Origin of the sequence: Chondrinema litorale (genome assembly GCF_026250525.1) — a bacterium.
In the GTDB taxonomy this organism is placed as follows: domain Bacteria; phylum Bacteroidota; class Bacteroidia; order Cytophagales; family Flammeovirgaceae; genus Chondrinema; species Chondrinema litorale.
Genome location: NZ_CP111043.1, coordinates 2,489,005 through 2,506,975 on the forward strand (window position 1 = coordinate 2,489,005; position 17,971 = coordinate 2,506,975).

General features: G+C 34.2%; 16 protein-coding genes. 9 read left to right on the top strand and 7 right to left on the bottom strand.

Annotated features, from left to right (window positions below; genetic code table 11):
- Nucleotides 1–6: 6 nt before the first annotated feature.
- Together OQ292_RS10370 and OQ292_RS10375 are read left to right on the top strand one after the other, a co-directional pair.
- On the top strand, nucleotides 7–768 hold the full coding sequence (locus OQ292_RS10370; protein ID WP_284682059.1) for an EI24 domain-containing protein: 762 nt from the start codon (nucleotides 7–9) through the stop codon (nucleotides 766–768).
- Between the two features lie 4 nt (nucleotides 769–772).
- Nucleotides 773–1,315 (top strand): DUF6939 family protein, encoded by a 543-nt coding sequence (locus tag OQ292_RS10375; protein WP_284682060.1) that lies wholly within the window; start codon nucleotides 773–775, stop codon nucleotides 1,313–1,315.
- 3 nt (nucleotides 1,316–1,318) lie between these two features.
- Here the strand turns inward: OQ292_RS10375 and OQ292_RS10380 are convergent, their stop codons facing one another.
- Complete coding sequence (locus OQ292_RS10380) at nucleotides 1,319–2,377, bottom strand: amidohydrolase family protein (RefSeq protein WP_284682061.1); 1,059 nt, start codon at nucleotides 2,375–2,377, stop codon at nucleotides 1,319–1,321.
- Nucleotides 2,378–2,541: 164 nt separating this feature from the next.
- Between OQ292_RS10380 and OQ292_RS10385 the strand changes: the two genes are divergently transcribed.
- A complete protein-coding gene (locus OQ292_RS10385) occupies nucleotides 2,542–3,420 on the top strand; it encodes an endonuclease I family protein (protein ID WP_284682062.1) in 879 nt (292 codons plus the stop codon).
- 30 nt (nucleotides 3,421–3,450) lie between these two features.
- Here the strand turns inward: OQ292_RS10385 and OQ292_RS10390 are convergent, their stop codons facing one another.
- Nucleotides 3,451–4,407: a ComEA family DNA-binding protein gene (locus OQ292_RS10390; protein WP_284682063.1), complete on the bottom strand. Its 957-nt coding sequence runs from the start codon at nucleotides 4,405–4,407 to the stop codon at nucleotides 3,451–3,453.
- Between the two features lie 126 nt (nucleotides 4,408–4,533).
- On the opposite strand from OQ292_RS10390, the gene OQ292_RS10395 reads away from it, so the two are divergent.
- Entirely contained in the window at nucleotides 4,534–4,935 is a 402-nt protein-coding gene (locus tag OQ292_RS10395) for a hypothetical protein (protein ID WP_284682064.1), read from the top strand.
- On the opposite strand, the gene OQ292_RS10400 is transcribed toward OQ292_RS10395, so the two are convergent.
- Together OQ292_RS10400 and OQ292_RS10405 are read right to left on the bottom strand one after the other, a co-directional pair.
- Entirely contained in the window at nucleotides 4,936–6,309 is a 1,374-nt protein-coding gene (locus tag OQ292_RS10400; RefSeq protein WP_284682065.1) for a hypothetical protein, read from the bottom strand.
- A 53-nt stretch (nucleotides 6,310–6,362) separates the two neighbouring features.
- The gene (locus OQ292_RS10405) at nucleotides 6,363–10,076 is read right to left on the bottom strand and encodes a BamA/TamA family outer membrane protein (RefSeq protein WP_284682066.1); all 3,714 of its coding nucleotides are present in this window, start codon (nucleotides 10,074–10,076) and stop codon (nucleotides 6,363–6,365) included.
- 169 nt (nucleotides 10,077–10,245) lie between these two features.
- On the opposite strand from OQ292_RS10405, the gene OQ292_RS10410 reads away from it, so the two are divergent.
- Together OQ292_RS10410 and OQ292_RS10415 are read left to right on the top strand one after the other, a co-directional pair.
- Nucleotides 10,246–11,460, top strand: coding sequence for a bifunctional alpha/beta hydrolase/OsmC family protein (locus OQ292_RS10410; protein ID WP_284682067.1), 1,215 nt, complete (start codon nucleotides 10,246–10,248; stop codon nucleotides 11,458–11,460).
- Nucleotides 11,461–11,535: 75 nt separating this feature from the next.
- Complete coding sequence (locus tag OQ292_RS10415; protein WP_284682068.1) at nucleotides 11,536–12,468, top strand: hypothetical protein; 933 nt, start codon at nucleotides 11,536–11,538, stop codon at nucleotides 12,466–12,468.
- Between the two features lie 86 nt (nucleotides 12,469–12,554).
- Here the strand turns inward: OQ292_RS10415 and OQ292_RS10420 are convergent, their stop codons facing one another.
- A complete protein-coding gene (locus OQ292_RS10420) occupies nucleotides 12,555–13,772 on the bottom strand; it encodes a hypothetical protein (RefSeq protein ID WP_284682069.1) in 1,218 nt (405 codons plus the stop codon).
- A gap of 198 nt (nucleotides 13,773–13,970) precedes the next feature.
- Nucleotides 13,971–14,726 (bottom strand): tetratricopeptide repeat protein, encoded by a 756-nt coding sequence (locus tag OQ292_RS10425; protein WP_284682070.1) that lies wholly within the window; start codon nucleotides 14,724–14,726, stop codon nucleotides 13,971–13,973.
- A 166-nt stretch (nucleotides 14,727–14,892) separates the two neighbouring features.
- Here OQ292_RS10425 and OQ292_RS10430 point away from each other — a divergent pair, with 166 nt between their 5' ends.
- Together OQ292_RS10430 and OQ292_RS10435 are read left to right on the top strand one after the other, a co-directional pair.
- Entirely contained in the window at nucleotides 14,893–15,399 is a 507-nt protein-coding gene (locus OQ292_RS10430; RefSeq protein ID WP_284682071.1) for a TRAP transporter small permease subunit, read from the top strand.
- A gap of 33 nt (nucleotides 15,400–15,432) precedes the next feature.
- The gene (locus OQ292_RS10435) at nucleotides 15,433–16,743 is read left to right on the top strand and encodes a TRAP transporter large permease (RefSeq protein ID WP_284682072.1); all 1,311 of its coding nucleotides are present in this window, start codon (nucleotides 15,433–15,435) and stop codon (nucleotides 16,741–16,743) included.
- Here OQ292_RS10435 and OQ292_RS10440 read toward each other — a convergent pair.
- Nucleotides 16,740–17,321, bottom strand: a complete 582-nt coding sequence (locus tag OQ292_RS10440; protein ID WP_284682073.1) for a hypothetical protein — start codon at nucleotides 17,319–17,321, stop codon at nucleotides 16,740–16,742. The genes OQ292_RS10435 and OQ292_RS10440 overlap by 4 nt on opposite strands.
- Before the next feature lie 90 nt (nucleotides 17,322–17,411).
- Between OQ292_RS10440 and OQ292_RS10445 the strand changes: the two genes are divergently transcribed.
- Nucleotides 17,412–17,963, top strand: a complete 552-nt coding sequence (locus OQ292_RS10445) for a 2'-5' RNA ligase family protein (RefSeq protein ID WP_284682074.1) — start codon at nucleotides 17,412–17,414, stop codon at nucleotides 17,961–17,963.
- Nucleotides 17,964–17,971: the final 8 nt, after the last annotated feature.

Consider the following 17,971-nt stretch of genomic DNA (forward strand, 5'->3'; position numbering starts at 1 on the left):
CCTTTAATGAATTATTTTAAACAGGTAACAACCGGGCTTAGCATGTACCCGAAAGCATATCGGTTTATCTCTGAAAAAAAACTCTGGGGAAGTGCTTTATTCCCTGGAGCAGTAAGCTTAATACTTTTGTTGGTAATATTATACTTTGCCTTCAACTTTTCAGATGACATTTCAGTCTGGTTACTTTCCTGGACAAATGTTCAAAATGCAGAAACTACCTTTGGGCATATTATAGCATTTATTGCGCTTTGGCTTATCCGGTTTATTTTAATCACCATCTTTTATGTGAGTTATAAAGTATTGATGATCAACTTTATGGCGCCTTTGCTTTATTTGTTTTCGAATGAAGTACTTAACAGTATGCATGGTAAAAAAACTGAGGCACCAATTCAGTGGGATGTGTTTATAAAAGAACTGTTTAAAGGGATAGTTGATGCCGTGCGAATTTTAGTAAAAGAGCTTTTTATTATAGGCTTAATAAGCATTTTGGCACTAGTAATACCTATATTTTCACCATTTGCACCATTAATAATTATTGCAGTAGAAAGTTACTTTATAGGTATCTCTATGGTAGACCATACTGCTGCTTATAGAGGATATACTGTAGAAGAAGGCCGAAACTTGAGAAAGAGAAATAAAGGTTTATCTATGGGAGTAGGTTTGGGTTTTACTGTTTTGTTTTTAGTGCCTTTGTTTGGTGTATTAGTAGCACCAAGTTTAGGCATTACCAGTGCTTGTTTAGGAGTCGAAAAAGTTGAGAATAATTAGTGTGATGATTGCAGTTGAAAATAAGCGGAGAAAACCTGATAATATTTTAAAAGATTATGCTGATGCTGAGATTATAGATGTAACCTCAAAAGGAAATTCACCTTATGTAAAGTTTAGTCCATTTTATCCGATAGGAAATCTACCTGTGCCTTTTTCTGAGAATGTAGTTGCCGCATCTGTTGAAGGTATCTGGCAAGGCTTGAAAGTATTTGAAACTGAGGATGTGGATGTGTCAAAGTTTCAAATAACTAACATGAAAGGCTTAAAGCGAACAGTAAGAAAGTTTGGAAAACCAAAGGGGCATAGAGTAGGAGTGAATGGCATTGAGCTTTTAGATTACATTACAGCCCGACATAAAATTTATGTACCCACTTACAACTGGGTATTAGAAAACAAACTTCAAAAAGAGCTAGAACTCTTGGCGGAGATTGCAAAGAAAAAAACATTGGTTCTGTTAGATTACGAAACGAATGAAGATGTAAATAATCCTGCTAAACCATTATCTCATGCCAGCTTAGTTAAGAAAAAGCTAGAGTCAATGAGATAAGAATTAGTCATCAATAAAATCCCAGTTTTGTTGAATTACAAAATGTTTTTTGTCAATGCCTAGCCAATTCATTGCATTAGAGTTGAGTAGCTTTTCTTTCAGTTGAGTATCATAAGGCATCGAGTGAATTAATTTTCCCGGTTCATTTTCTCCTAATGGAAAAGGGTAATCGGTTCCCATCATTATTTTATCTTCACCAATTACGTTTAAAAGTAGATTAAGAGATTCTGGAGAATGCACTAAGGAGTCGCAATAGAATTTTCCTAAATATTTTTCTGGAGGATTAGGGTTATCAACTGCACATAAATCTGGTCTTACATCAAAACCGTGTTGTACTCTGCCAAAAGTTGCAGGAAAAGAACCTCCGCCATGAGCAAATGCTACTTTTAGATTAGGCAACTTTTCAAACACTCCCCCAAATATCATAGAGCAAATTGCCAAACTGGTTTCAGCGGGCATACCAACAAGCCAAGGTAACCAGTACTTTGGCATTTTAGCTTTACCCATCATATCCCAAGGGTGTACAAATACAGCTGCACCTAAATCGGCAGCAGCCTCAAAAATGGGAAATAATTCTGGTGCATCCAGATTCCAGTCGTTAATGTGTGTTCCTATTTCGATACCAGCTAAACCAAGCTCACTTACACACCTTTCTAATTCTTTTACAGCCAAATCTGGTGCTTGCATGGGCAATGTTCCCAAACCTATAAACCTATCGGGATAATCGCTCACCACACTAGCTATATGGTTGTTAAGAATCTTAGATAGGTCGTGGGTATCATTGGGTTTAGCCCAGTAATTAAACATTACAGGTACAGTGGAGATTACCTGTACATCAACATGGCTATGGTTACATTCTTTAATTCTAGCATTTGGTTCCCAGCAATTAGATTGTATCTCTCTAAAAAACTGATCATCCATCATCATTCTTGCACAACATGGCTTATGATGCTCCAACCTGATAAAACCACCATAACCATAGCGCTCTTTTAGGTCTGGCCATTTTTCGGGTAAAATATGCGTGTGAATATCAATAGTGAAAATGTGAGACTGATCTTTCAATGGATAAAATTATTAGGCTGAAAAAATGCTGAAAATTGAAAAAATATAATTGAAATAAAGCTAATATTGCCTTGGGAAAAACTACTTCCAAAACGGGCTACAAAATATCTCCATGTATTTTTTATCTAAAATTTTAAACTCAATATACTAAAATCCCTAAAAATATGAGGAAGAACTATATCGTGTTGCTCATGATAGTTTTGTGCTATGCATGTACACCAACAGAGCAAAGCACAACAGGAAATGATTCAGTGTCAGAAAAAACGAAGGTAGATAATAACCAACCTACACAAGCCAAAACCGAAGTTCCAGAATACGAAGCTTATTACAGCGGATTAGAAGAGCTTGATGGAGAAGCTTTGGCAAAAGGATTATATCAAAAAATAAAAGGACACAAGACTTTTACTTACCGACAATGTTATGATATTTTGATGGAGTTAGATCAAGACCCAGATAATTCGAATAATGTAATTGGTATTTATTCTAACTTTTCTATGGATGCAGCCAAACAATATGATGATGGGAATGGATGGAACCGAGAGCACATTTGGGCGAAGTCTTATGGAGATTTTGGTACATCTCCTGGGCCGGGAACAGATTTACATCACTTAAGGGCTTCTGATGTTTCTACAAATTCTGCAAGAAATAACCGAACTTTTGATGAAGCTGATGAACCTTATACAGATGGTGATGGAAGGTATCAAGGTGAAAGTGGCTGCTATACAAGTAGTGTAGAGTGGGTTTGGGAACCTAGAAACGAGAGAAAAGGTGATATTGCCAGAATGATATTTTACATGGATGTTCGCTACGAAGGTGAAAATGGAGAACCAGATTTAGCGTTGGTTGATGAAATAATAAATAGAGGTAGCAAAGAGCCATATCATGGTAAGCTTTCTACTTTACTCCGTTGGCACGAAGAAGACCCTGTAAGCGAAGAAGAAAAACAAAGAAACGAATTGATTTACGAGAAATATCAAAAGAATAGGAATCCATTTATAGATCACCCTGAGTTTGCCAGAATGGTTTGGGGTTATGATTTTTAATAGAATTTTAAATACTTTCAATTTAGCTCCTTATTCAAACGAAAGATAAGGAGCTATTTTTTTGATAAAGGTATCATCAAGTATTTTAATATTGGCTAAATCTTCGGGCTTCTTATAATCACCATGTTGTGCTCTGTATTTCACAATAATGTTTGCTTCTTTCCAAGAAATATAAGGATGGCTTTGTAGAGATTTTGCATCAGCTAAATTGATTGAAATTTTATTGATCTCTGCATTTTCTTTCACCTCTGCATAAACTAAAAGTGCATCGCAAACTTCCGGTTTTAAACCATATACTTCTTTTAACTGGTTGTTATCATGAAAACCTCCTAGTTTGCTTCTAAAGCTTACGATTCTAGCTGCCAATTTAGAGCCAATGCCTCTTACAACTTTTAACTGAGTAGTATCTGCGAGGTTGATATCTATTAATTCTAGTGGCTCTGTTTCTAAAATTGTATTTGCTGTTGATGCAATTACTTCCTTTTTATCGGAATTTCCATCTTTATCTTTTTGCGTAAAAGTTTCCTTTTTTGCAATACTGTTAATGGCGATATAATCTTCTAAACTGGAATATAATGAGTCAGGAAACCCATAAATTTTTAATAAGTCCTCTTTTTTATAGAATTTACCACCTTTACTTCTGTATTTAACTATTCTTTTGGCGAGGAAATCATTTATGCCTAACAATGTTAAATCTGACAATGAAGCTTGATTAGGGTCAAATTTAAAGAGTTGAATTTGAGTTTCTGACGATGTTTGGATATTTACTTTAGCCAAGCTTGGCTCTTTATGATCGAGAGTAGCCAGTAAACTATCGAGCAGTTTTTGATCGGCTTCTGGTGAATATTCTTTATTGCTGAGAATCACTTTGGTTATAGTAGGAAGAATAAGTGAAATGGAGATGATCACCATTAAAACAAAAAATCCTCTTACTTCTACTGGAGAGAAATCGAATGCTTGAATTAAAAAGTTTTTTATCCTTCTCATTAAAAAAAATACCAAAAAATAATTATTAAATATGGTATTCTGCTTAACTCAATTTGATTTCTTTAATTTCACAAAATTTATTTTTTTATTAATTTGACCAATATTTACAAATTAAATTTATGGATAATGAGTATACAAGGTGCTGGTGGTACTGAAGGAGGAATCGGAAGGTTTTTTCTGGGACTGATCATGTTAATTGGAGGAGGGTATTTGTTTTTAAGTTCAGTAAATGTAACCAACAGTTTTGGAATGGGCTATCGCTTGTTTTCAGTAGGTGGTATGGGAATTACATCTGGCTTTGTACTAATCCCTTTTATTTTTGGAACTGGAATGGTATTCTTTAATTCTAAAAACTATATAGGCTGGTTTTTAATGATTAGCTCAATTGTAATGTTGGCCTTTGGTGTAATTACTAGTTTACATTTTTCTATGCGGAGTATGAGCCTATTTGAATTGCTAATTATTTTGATTTTAGGAGTAGGTGGTTTGGGTTTATTTCTCAGTTCACTCAGAAGTTTTTCAAAATAATTATTGATTACTATATACAGGTGGCTCCATTTGTTGCCATCTTTTCTTCTTATTTTTTTTCTTTTTGCTTGTCGATTTTAATAATCCTGAGTCTTGAATTATAAATATACCCATTGCAAAAAATGGAAGTATAGGTATTTTAAATCGGGCAAGTGCTCCAAAATTCATACTCGTAAAACCTACAACAAAACCTAGAATAATAGTAAAACTCAAACAGAGCGTAACCTCAGGGTTAGAAAATAAGGATTTCAATAGTTTGAAAGGGCCAGCTTTTATCAACATATAAATTGTTATTAAAAGGAATAAGAGACTTTCAAAAGCTGAAACCAACATCACAATGTTATTTACTTCCCACAAATAAGGTCTAAAAAGCGTAACATTCACGCTTTCGGGAAGCTTTTTAAGCATACCTAAAGGCGTATATTCAATTTCTCCTAGATGATATGTGGAGGCATCAGTTCGTCTACCATGGTCTGTGTGGAAACCGCCAATTCTTTGGGTAATGGTATCTATTGAGTTGTATTTTTGAGTTTCTTCAGCAATGTTACTTATAAGCAAGTAGCCAAGAACAACAATAAAAACGGATATTACTGGCAAGGCAAGCAGTTTAATTGCAAAGTTTTTAATTTTGCTGATAAACTTTTCATACCCCCATAAAAGTAAGGCTGGTAAAAAGGTATACAGTATATAAGGTTTTAAGCCTAGTATAATATTCGCAAAAACATAAATGCTAATAATAAAAAATGGTTTGCCTTTTCTGTTTGTAAATAAGCCAAACACCCCGTGAGCTAAAAAACCTAAGGAGCCTAAGGTAATTGTATCTTTTAAAAGTCCTGAACCCCAGAATATGAGAGAGGGCGCCCAAAAAATAGCAATGGCAAAAGCTCTATTTAAGTGTGGGTAGAACCAAAGCATGGCCTGATATAACTTCCAAGTGCCTAGAAAAACAAAAAAGGCAAATAAAAATGAAATAGCTAAGTATGAATTGAAAGTTAGGAAAGAAGCAAAACCGGCTATTTTGGTAAGGTACCACTCTTCACCAGACTTAAAAAAACGTGTTCTAATTGTATAATTAATGGTTTCTGCGGTGTATTCTCTTGGGTCTAACCAGAACATTTCCCAAGCAACTTTAGGCTTTTCTAATAATGCATGCCAGAAAATAGAACCACCATTATAATAGTCAAACGTGTCTCCACCTCCGTAATAGAACTGGTAAATTAAGGCAAATACCAAAGCACCAAACAGCTTCATATACAAAGCTGGCAAGTAATAAGGCTTGGTAGAAGCATTTGTTAACCGCCTTTTAAGAAGTAGAGCAATTAGAATGACAATCCCTGCATATAAAGGCCCTAGGAAAAAATCCTTTAATTCCATTAAATAGTTTAAAAAATCCTTTAAACTATAATGCTTTATTTCCTCATTTATTTTTATCTGCCTATTCCAAATCCAAGACCGAAAGTGAAAAGAACACTTTCTTCTTCTGAAGTAGCCGCAGTTAGCGAAAGGGTATAAGATTTAACAATTGGAACCAAGTAAATTCCACCACCAAAACCAGTATGCCAATTATTGCTATACATAACTGTGCCTGTATTAATATCTGAGTCAGGTTCGTCAAACCAAACCCTGCCAGAGTCTACAAAACCAACAAAGCCTAATACAAATGGAAGTACTGGGTTTTTAATAGTACCTACTGGAATACGCGCTTCTGTATTAAAATATAAGCTTGAAGTACCTGCAAAACGATTTCTTAAATATCCTCTTAGATTACTCTTTTGACCGAGGTTGGCATATTTAAAATAAGGAATGTTATCGCCAGTGTTTTTAGCACCGCCTACTTTAAATGCGAGCGTAAGAATTCTGAATGTGGAATAATATTCAGCAAAAGCTTCGCTTAGAGTAAAAAACTTATTGTCTTCATTTAATAACCAGCCACTTTGGTTTTTAAGGTTTAGGCGGAGGCCTTTAGTAGCATAAACATCGTTGTTTCTAAAGTTAATGTCTAATTCTCCTTGCGCACTTAATATGGTGAGTGGGTCAATGCCCGTAATAGATTCTCCATCTAAAATGGAATTATCTCTAATTACTGATTGATAATCTTCTAACCTGAATCCGCCTTTAAAGAAACTTTTTACCCAGAATATTCTTCTAGTAAAAATATTTACATCTAGACCTTTATAGTTTGTTCTAAAATAATCGTCATCCAAATCTTCTTTCACTGTGCCATTTCCCAAACCGAAATAATTATAGAAGGGAAAAATATTAGCATAACTACCAGAAGTACCAAGTGACCATTTACCAAAAACATCAGTCCATTCTGAGTGTAGGGTTACCGCTTTGCTTCCTTGAGTTCCTACCTTAAACTCGAAACCATATTTTTGTTTAAAAGGCTCTTTTCTAAAACCATGTCTTGTCCAGTCGATTCCAAATTTAAAACCAATACCATCATCTGCATTGAATGACAATAGTGGCATTGGCATATAAGTATTGTATTTAAAGCCAGTACGATTGTAAAGGTTTACTCCGGGTTTTTCTGATAACTTATTGACTGTGCTGTTTCCAGCAGTGAGTTTTGTATCAGTTTTATCATAAACAATAGTAGCTTTTCTTTTTGTAGTTACAGTAGATTCATCAATAATTACATCGTCATCCTCACCTCCAATTACCCTGATTTTAATACTTTCTACAGCATTTCCTTTTATATCGAAAACATCTTCACCATCTAATCCATACAGCCTTATTTCATCAGTTTCTGATAGTAAGAATAGTCTTTCATAAATCAGTTCTGCATTTTCGGTAATGGTACGGTCTTCTTTTTTCTTCTTATAAACTTTCACATTTACATTACCATCACTTAAGCGCTCAACCAGAAAGTATTCGTGTTTATTTGAACCAAGCACATCTACTAATTTGGCAAGCATTAAGTAGTGTGTTGTAACGGCACTTTCTAGTTGTTTTCTTCTTGACTTAAGCTTTGCTCTAATCACATTTCCCTGAACAGGAATAATTTCTGGTGGGAAAGTTTCTATTGCAGAATCTATTACAGATTCAGTAATTTCTTCTGTTAATTCTTTAGTAATATTTAGCCAGTCTTCTTTTTCTAGGGAAGTTAACAAGAGTCTGTCTAGGTGTCTGGCAGGCCAGTTTAAACTTTTAATACCTTTAAAGTTATAAGAGAAGTTTTGGATGTTTGGTCTTGCCCATTCTCTATCAGCTAGATAAGGTATTAAGCCATCCCATTTAGAAAAACTGTGGTCTCTATCTCTCGGAATAGGATAAAATATTTCTTTGTCTTCTCCTTCATAAAGAGCCCACTTCCAGTTGTCGGGATGCCTTCCCCAATCGCCAATGAGCATGTCAAAAATCCTAGCTTTAGCAAAGCTACGTGCATCAACATATACATCATTGTCATCATATATTTTTCGAAACATGGTGAAGCTCCTATCTACATCATCTGCATTATGAAATCCAGGGACACCATTTTTCGGTTTACTTGGGTCATCTTCAAGCATACCAAATAAGTTTGTATAAGTTTTTCTGTAAACTCCCAATCGAGGATTATCTGGTAGAATGTATAGTTTAGGGCGAGCATGTAAAATATCAGTAGCATCTAACATTCTGGATACGGGCATTGCTCCGTAAGGCTGTTGCGTGGCCGTCATTTCTCTGAGTAAAGATACTACCACTGTTTCTCTAAGTTCTGGAGGTAAAGCTTTTATCGGGTCTTTATTCACAGACCTAAAAGTATATTCTTTACCATCTGTGGCCTTAAATTTTAAAGAAGTAGTTTGTCTACCTCCGCCAACGGCATAGGGTGTTAAACCTCCTTTTACAGTATCAAGATCGATATAAGGAATTTTTACAGGGGTTGTCCAGCTTTTACGATACAGGTTACCCAAGAAAAATCTTTTAATTAATCCAGCTCCATAAGCTCCTCCATTTACAACTATAGAATCGTCTACAGTAATGGAAGTGGTTTTATTATCTACTACTTCTTCTTTACATGGGTTGTACTGAAAGTTTTGGGGAGTGGTAGTTGAGTCAGAATCATCGCAAGGAGATTTAAAAAGTAAATGTTGATTGTCAGCAGTAAACTGTTTATCGTCTAACAAATAAGTAATCTGGTTTACACTTCCATCTGGATAATACTCAAGTGCCAGAAAACCAAAGCCCTTTTTTTTGTATAAAGTAGAGCTTTTCTTCCTCATAGGTTCCTTCTTCATTAAGCTACCAGAAACCAATTGGTAATTACTATTTTGCTCTATTAGCTGAAGGTTATAATCATGAGCAGCAGCGAATACTAACCCTTTTTTGAATATAAAATGTTTTTGTAAAGCACTTACAAGGTTGCTGTATTCAGGATAAGCCATGTCTTTAGTGGTGCCCACATTTTGTCTATAAGCGGTATAAAAAGAGCCAACTACCGGAAGTGGAACATTATTATTGTTTGGAAACAAATGCATTTTTGGCGTAGAATAGCCACCATAAATACCACCTGAAAATACCGGGTGATGTGAAACGACTAGTAAGTTTTTATTTCTTGTATCTTCAATCTCATCTGTAATCTCTTCAAGTAGTTCTTCCTTTTCAATTACTTTGCAGTCTGTATTGGTAGAAATAGGTTTGTTATAAGGATGAATCCACCATTGAGAGTTAAAGGCGATAACTCTAACATGTGGTGCAATATCTAAAACTGTAGGGCCAGGACAAGAACCATCTGGAATTAAAAAAGCATCTTTTCCAGCATGTTCTTCAATGTAGTCATACAAATCTTCTACATTTTTTTGCCCGCCTTTTCCTGAGTTATCCCAGTCTAGATCTCCGGGCACAAAATAGATTTTCCCTTTAGGGTTTGCTCCCAAACTCAAAAGGATATCCATTTTTTCTTTGTCTTCTGCACTTAGGTCTTTTAGACTGCCAGTATTGTTTATAATGTCGCCTAAGTGAATCACAGAGAAATCTCCATCAAAATCATCTAGAAAACTTTTAAAGGCTTTTAGGTTGTCCAGATTCTTATTTTCTACACTGGTATTACCAATAAGGAAAACAGTATGTTTTGTAGCCTGTTTAGTTTGAGCGTGTAAATTGTTATTAATTGTCAGAGAAAATAGTATTGCTACTACACAAAAAAATAATTTGTTCATTAGCTATAAATGAAAATGTAGTGTATGAATTTAATCCAATAGGGGAATTAAATTAATTAAAGTCAAATTTTTACAAAAGTAGATAGTCTGGTAATTATAGTAGATTTCATAGCCACTATTATTTAACCAATTGAAATAGCGCATAAAAGTTTTCAAATTTTAATATTTTATGAAAAGTATCCGAATCTCTTTTAAAAATAATTCTGATGAAAATTTATCAGGAATTGTCGAATTACCAGTAAACCAGAAAGCAAAAAGCTTTGCCATTTTTGCACATTGCTTTACCTGTAATAAAAACTTTAAGGCAATAAATAACATAAGTAATGCACTAACCCATTCTGGAATTGGTGTTTTGAGATTCGATTTTACAGGGCTGGGTGAAAGTGAAGGTGAGTTTGAAAATACTAATTTTTCTTCTAATTCAGATGATATCATTTCTGCAGCAACCTATCTGCAAAATAATTATAAAGCTCCAGAAATACTTATTGGCCATTCTCTTGGTGGTGCCGCTGCATTATTGGCAAAAAAATCAATTCCATCGGTTAAAGCTGTCGTGACAATTGGTGCTCCATATGAGCCTGTACATGTTACAGCCTTATTTAAAAATAAAGTGGAAGATATTGAAGTTGATGGAATTGCAGAAGTAAATATTGGTGGACGAAACTTCTTTATCAAGAAACAATTGCTAGACGATATTGAAAATCAGAACTTACTACATGTGATACATAATCTAAATGCAGCCATTTTAGTCATGCACGCACCAGAAGACGAAGTAGTTGCATTAGATAATGCTACACAAATATTTAAAGCAGCTAAGCATCCGCGTAGTTTTTTAGCTTTAGATGGAGCCGATCACCTAATTAGTAACAAAGCGGATTCTTTATATGCTGGTAATTTGATTGCACAGTGGGCTTCAAAATACATGGAGAAAGAAGTAGACGAAGTTGATTTGGATACAGAAGGAGATGTAGTAGTGAGAACAGAGATTGACTCTTTTACAACAGATATAAAAGCTGGTGGGCATTACCTAACTGCTGATGAACCTACAAATGTTGGCGGAAATGATTTAGGACCAACTCCATATGGATTATTACTTTCTAGTTTGGGAGCTTGTACCAGTATGACTTTAAAAATGTATGCAGAACGCAAAAAATGGGATTTAAAAGAAGTAAGAGTTCATTTAAAACATACTAAGGTACATGCAAGTGACTGCGAGGATTGTGCAGATAAGTCTAAGAAAATAGATGAAGTAAAAAGAGAAATAGAATTAGAAGGTAATTTAGATGAAGCTCAAAGAAAACGTTTATTAGAGATTGCAGATAAATGTCCGGTACATCAAACACTACATGAACATGTAGTTGTTAACTCATCTTTGAGAAAATGATCATCTAAAGGTGTTAACTTTCGTAGTAAAAGCTTACATGTTAATTAATGGTTTTTTCATTTTTAATCTCTGATCATGAAACCCTTTTTTAAAATACAACACCTTTTTACTGCCTTTATATTATTTATATCTACGGTATCATTTGCTCAAAACTTCTCCGGTAATTATGTATTAAAGGTCGATCCTTCTGCTGCTACTATGCAATTAAGCGATCAAGGAAATGGTACTTATGCCGGATACATTACAGGACCCTCTGGTAAAATAGACATAACAGGAAGGGTACAGCAAGGAATACTAGCAGGAGATGTTTCGACCAATACTGGTAAATGTTCTTTTGCGATTATGCAAAATGGGAATGATTATGTGCTTTCAACAACAAATTACGATGCTTATGGCAGACCAATGCCAGCAACTACCACTTATTTATACTTTGTAAAAAATGGTGTAAATAATAGTGCTCAGCCAACAGTTTCCAATCAAATTTACTTTAATGGGATTAAAGCATCATCCTCATCAATAAGTCAACTAGAAAATTACTACAGAGTAAAAGTGATGAATGGCAGGTATTGGTACGATAACGTATCTGGAATGTGGGGTTTAGAAGGAGGTCCAACTTTAGGTGTTTTGTTACCAAATCTTCAATTAGGTGGTCAGTTAAGAGCAAATGCTTCTAATGGTAATACAAATGTGTTTATAAATGGTAGAAACCTACCTCAACAAGATTTAATGGTATTGCAGTCTGTTTTGGGTTATATACAGCCGGGTAGATATTGGATTGATGGGAATGGCAACGCTGGAAAAGAAGGAGGTCCTGCTTTAATAAATTTAAGACAAGCTGTAGCTGCTAATCAGCAAAGCAATACTAATTACAATACTGGTGGTAATAATAATTCTAATTCTGGTAGTAAGAATACCTTTTACCGAAATAGCTATACAGGAATTGGTGCAGGTTCAGATGGAGAGACATCTTATGTAATAGGAGACGGTTTTAGTTATATCGGAAATTAAGACTTACAAAAAGCATAAAAAAATAGGTTGACTAAACTTAGTCAACCTATTTTTAATGGTATGAATATTATTTAAAGCTTTTTCAATTATTGAGCTTCAACGACAACTTCATCGCTTTCGTCATCAGAACCACCTTCTGTAACTGCTGAGATAGTAATAGTTCCATCTGTACCTACAGTTAATTCAGTTATTTTCGTCATAACAAAGTATTCGTCACCATAAAGAATAGTTCTCATAAGTATAACATCACCAACTTCAAAACCACTGATATTTTCAACTTCATCAACTTCTTCATTTAAATAAGCTCTTTCTAATTGTAGGTAATTTAAACCAGACTCATAAATAGTTGCATCTGAAGCCTTTTTGAAGTAAGTCTCATTTCTAACATCCCATTCAGAAATTACATCTGCAAAGAAGTTAGTAGTAGTCTCATCACTTGGAGCTGCGAAAGTTACTCCGTTTGTATCATCTACATAATACATTAAGATTACACCTTCTTGATCATTTGTTGCTTCACTTTGAGTTAAAGTACCTTCAACACCGAAGAAACTACCTGTAGCAGATGCTTGAGCACCAAAAGTGAAAGTTTCTGGAGTATCAAGTGGATTAGAAACCCAGTATTTTTTTGTAAGAGTTAAACCACTTTTATCAGTAATAGTAACAATATAGTACTCACCTTCTAGTGTTTCACTAAAGTCGTAAGTAAATGATTTGGCATCGTCAAAAGTAGTAATAGAAGTAATTTCTGTATCAGCACCTTCGCTAATTCTATCGATAACTACTTCAGATAAACCAATATTAGATTCGATGTTGAAGTCAATGCTTACTGTTTCATCTACAGTACCAATAGAGTCAACTTCTGTAGCTGTACCATCTTCAGTAAAGCTGATAGTAAGTGTTGCCTCAGAAATCTTTACATCAAATGACTGAGTAGTTTCAAGGTCATTTTTGTCAAGAACCGTTAGGTCAAAAGTTAATGTTTCACCAATGTCTGTTAAACTGTTTGATGTAAATGTGTAAGTAAATAAATCTGATTCACTATTAGTAAAGTCGCTTTCCTTAGTATATAAAGGAGTTGCATTACCTTGTAGGCTAAGCTCTATACTTTTGATTTTAGCTGTAGCAATAACATTAGCTGAGATAGTAATTGATTCATCATAGTTTACTTCAGATGGAATTGAGCTGCTAAGAGAAATTGAAGGAACTGGATCTACACCATCGTCACCCTCATCATCGCAACTAAAGAAAAAAGCACTAAGTGCTGTAAGTAGGATGATTTGTTTAATCCAATTGAATTTTTTCATGAAAAACTAGTTAGTGTTAGGTTGTAAAATACATACAGGAACTTCCTGTACTTGACCTAATGCGAATTCCATGAAAATTTTATATTGGGAAAAATATTGCCTTGTAAGGAAGTATAAATTAATGCACTATTTCGACTAGAAATTACTTTAATCTATCTTCAAAAAACTTAACATTACTTTACATTTAATTTAGTAAAACTACTTTAATCCTCTTTTTACAAACTTTATAAACTCAGAGAATGTATTTTTATCTGTAAAAACTTTTGCAGCTATGTTGAAGTAATCTTTTACTCCGAATGATAACTTTTTATGTTCGTTTTCTTCTTTATCAATACTTTGTAGAAATTCTTCTTTAATTTTTTCTTGTCTTGCCTCCCTATTATTTTTCTCTTCCTTTTTTTCTTTTAATAAATCATCCAAATCTGGTTTTTCAAATTTATCTTCTTTGGTGAGCTCATCTGCTATTTTGAACCTTCTTTGTGCAGATTCTTTATAACCCATTTGTTCTTCGAGCATACCAAGGTTATTGTGGGCTATTTCATCGGTTGGGTCAAGCTCTATTGCTTTCTTGTAATCAGCGATTGCTTCTTCTGTTTTACCAATTTTGGCTTTTATAAAAGCACGACTTGAGAAACGATAAGGGTTTGTGCCATCTAAGTTTATGGCTTTATCTAGGTCTTTAATTGCTTCTTCGTGTCTGCCAGATAGATGCAAGGTAATACCTCTTTCGCTATAAAGATTGGCATCTTGTGGAGATAGCTGAATGCTTTTATTAAAGTCTTGATATGCTTTCTGGTACATCTCTAATTTTATATAAGCCAAACCTCTGTTATAATAGGTTGCTACATCATTAGGTTCTGCACTCAGTGCTTGTGTAAAATCACCTATTGCTTCATCAAACTTGCCCGCCTTGCAGCGCTCTACTCCAGAAAGAAAATGTATGTTTTGTGCCATATTGCAAAAGTATAAACCCTATTTTAATTTATACAACATATCTTCAGACCTTTTGTGCCATATAAAATCAGCATTCACACAGAATAATTAAGATGTAAACTTTTATAAAGCTTATTTTAACAAATCAAAATATTAGATTTAGAGATATTTTGTGCGATATATGATTATGAATACATTAAAGTCTATTATAAAAATTATAGAAGGTATTAGCGAAACTGCGGGAAAAATAGCCATGTGGCTTAGTTCAACTCTGGTGTTATTGATTTGTTTCGATGTTTTGGCGAGGTATTTTTTTAGTGTTTCATTTGTTTCTGTTTTTGAATTAGAGTGGCACATTTTCGCACTAATATTTCTTTTCGGCGCCTCTTTTACGCTTAAATATGACAAACACGTACGCGTAGATATTTTTTATAATCAGTTTTCTGATAAACAAAAAGCTTTGGTAAACCTGCTGGGTTGTTTGTTTTTTCTTATCCCTTTTTGCTATATAGTTATTGAGTCGAGTGTGCCATATTTTATGAATTCTTATTATTTAAATGAAGGCTCTACCGATTATGGAGGCTTACCTGCCAGATACATTATTAAATCTATGATTATGGTGGGATTTATTCTGCTACTATTACAAGGTGTGGCTTTGTTTTTTAGATCCTTGCTTACGCTTTTCAATAAATAAAATAATAACTTAATAAACTAACTAGCTCATTTAATGGCTGCCTTACTATTATTCCTTGTACTTATTATCCTCATCTTATTCGGTTTTCCTGTTGCTTTTACTCTAGCAGGTGTTTCAATAGTTTTTGGATTGATATTTCTTGACTTAGAATTCTTTTACCTATTACCACTACGTATTTATGGAACGATGAGCAATTTCGTGTTGATTGCAGTTCCATTGTTTGTCTATATGGGAGTAATGCTAGAAAAGTCGGGTATTGCAGAGCGATTGCTTAACACTATGGCGATGCTTTTCGGAAGGCTTAAAGGAGGTTTGGCAGTAGCCGTAATTATTGTAGGCGCCATGCTGGCTGCTTCAACAGGAATAGTAGGGGCAACAGTGGTAACAATGGGTTTATTGAGTTTACCTGCTATGCTTAAAAGAAAATACAAACCAGAGTTAGCAACTGGTACTATTGCAGCAGCAGGTACGCTAGGGCAGATTATTCCTCCAAGTATCGTATTGGTTTTGTTGGGAAGTGTGATGAATATTTCTGTTGGTGATTTATTTATTGGTGCGGTAATACCGGGATTAACTTTGGTTGTATTGTATATCGTCTTTGTTGTAGTTTATGCCTTTTTTAATCCTAAATCTGCTCCAGCAGTACCCAAAGAAGAAATAGAAGCTTTTAAAGAAGGAGATTATTTTATTAAAGTGATAAGGGCATTTGTACTACCACTTTTATTAATTCTATCTGTATTGGGTTCTATTTTCGCAGGAATTGCTTCACCAACCGAAGCCGCAGCAGTAGGCGCATTAATGGCAACTATATTAACTGCTGTAGAGAAAAAACTAAATAAGAAAGTGCTTAAAGATGTAATGACAGAAACTGTACATCTTACAAGTATGGTATTTATCATCTTGGTAGGGGCAACTGCCTTCGGTTTAGTATTTAGAGGTTTAGAAGGAGATGATGCCTTAATCAACTTTATTAGAGTTTCTGAATTAAGCCCTTATTCATTTTTAGCCTTTGTGATGATATTAGTATTTTTTGCAGGCTTCTTTATCGACTTTATTGAAATCATCTTCATTTTTATGCCTGTAGTTACTCCAGTATTTGCTGCTTTTCAAATGGATTTATTGTGGGTGGCTATTTTGGTGTCGGTTAACCTGCAAGCATCGTTTTTAACACCGCCTTTTGGTTTCTCTCTATTTTATCTAAAAGGAGTAACTCCACCAGAAGTTAAAACCATGCATCTTTATAGAGGCATTATTCCTTTTATTTTGATTCAGATTTTGATGATTGGAGCCATTATAGCCTTTCCAGAAATAGTTACATGGTTGCCAAAGGCTATGAGTAATTAATTTAGCTTTTCCCCAATCCAAAATTCAGTTTCGCCAAAAACATTTACAAAGCCATTGTGTGTTGCTTGTAAAAACCCTTCTCTTTCAAGGAGATGTTCGTGAGAATTGATTTTACCATCAAAAATTTTGAAGCAGGTATCTTTAGCTACCCATTTACTAAATAGTCTGGTTTTAGAGTGTATAATTTTCATCTCACCATTAAAAAATACTATTTCTAGTTGGGGGTTCTTTCTTACAATAGTAAAATCAGGTACAGTTGTGAAAATATGTACAGTCTTATGATTTTTCTCTGCCAAAAAATGTAATGCTTCTGTTAAGGCACTTTGTTGTGCATTTACAAAGACATAAGGTTGCTGAAACTCTAATTCTTCTTGATGTTTAGTTTTAAAATCTGAATCACCAATAATTACATCAAGTTTAGTATCCCATTTTAAAAAATCTTCTAAAGCATTCTCAAGTACAATTACAACCGGGCTCCATTCAAACATTTCTGCGAGTTGCCCAAATGCTTTTCCGGGTGGGCTAGCAATTATTACAGCAGGTTCTTGCTCATCTCTAACTACATGGTGTGAAGACATTATCTTATGCTTTAAGTTTAAATCAATTCAAATCTAAAGTTTATATTTATTTGCCTCAATTAATATTTAAGCTTTAAATACTCTTTACTTATGGCACAAAATAAAAACCTATATTTCATAGCAATCATTCCTCATCAATCAATAAGAGAAGAAGTAAAGAATTTAAAAGAAGAGATAAAAGATCGGTTTCAGGCAAAACATGCTTTAAAATCTCCTGCTCATATTACCTTGCAAATGCCCTTTAAATTGGAAGGTGAATTAGAAACTAAATTAATAGAAATATTAGAGGCTTTTGCTACTACGCAATCAAACTTTGAGGTAAAGCTAAATGGCTTTGATTGTTTTTCGCCGCGTGTAATTTTTGTTCAAGTTGAAGATCATGCACCAATTATCAATTTGCACAAAGTATTAAAAGAGGTTTTAATGAAGGATATGGGTTTTAAAGAGCAAGATATAACGCAAAAAGTCCATCCACATATGACACTTGCCACACGTGATCTTAAAAAAGACATGTTTTATGAAGCTTGGAGTGAATTCGAAAATAGAGCGTATAAAAACAGTTTTGAGGTTGGGGCTATTTATTTACTAAAGCATAATGGTAAGTTTTGGGATATTTACAAAGAGTGTAAACTTTCGGTTTGACTTAAACA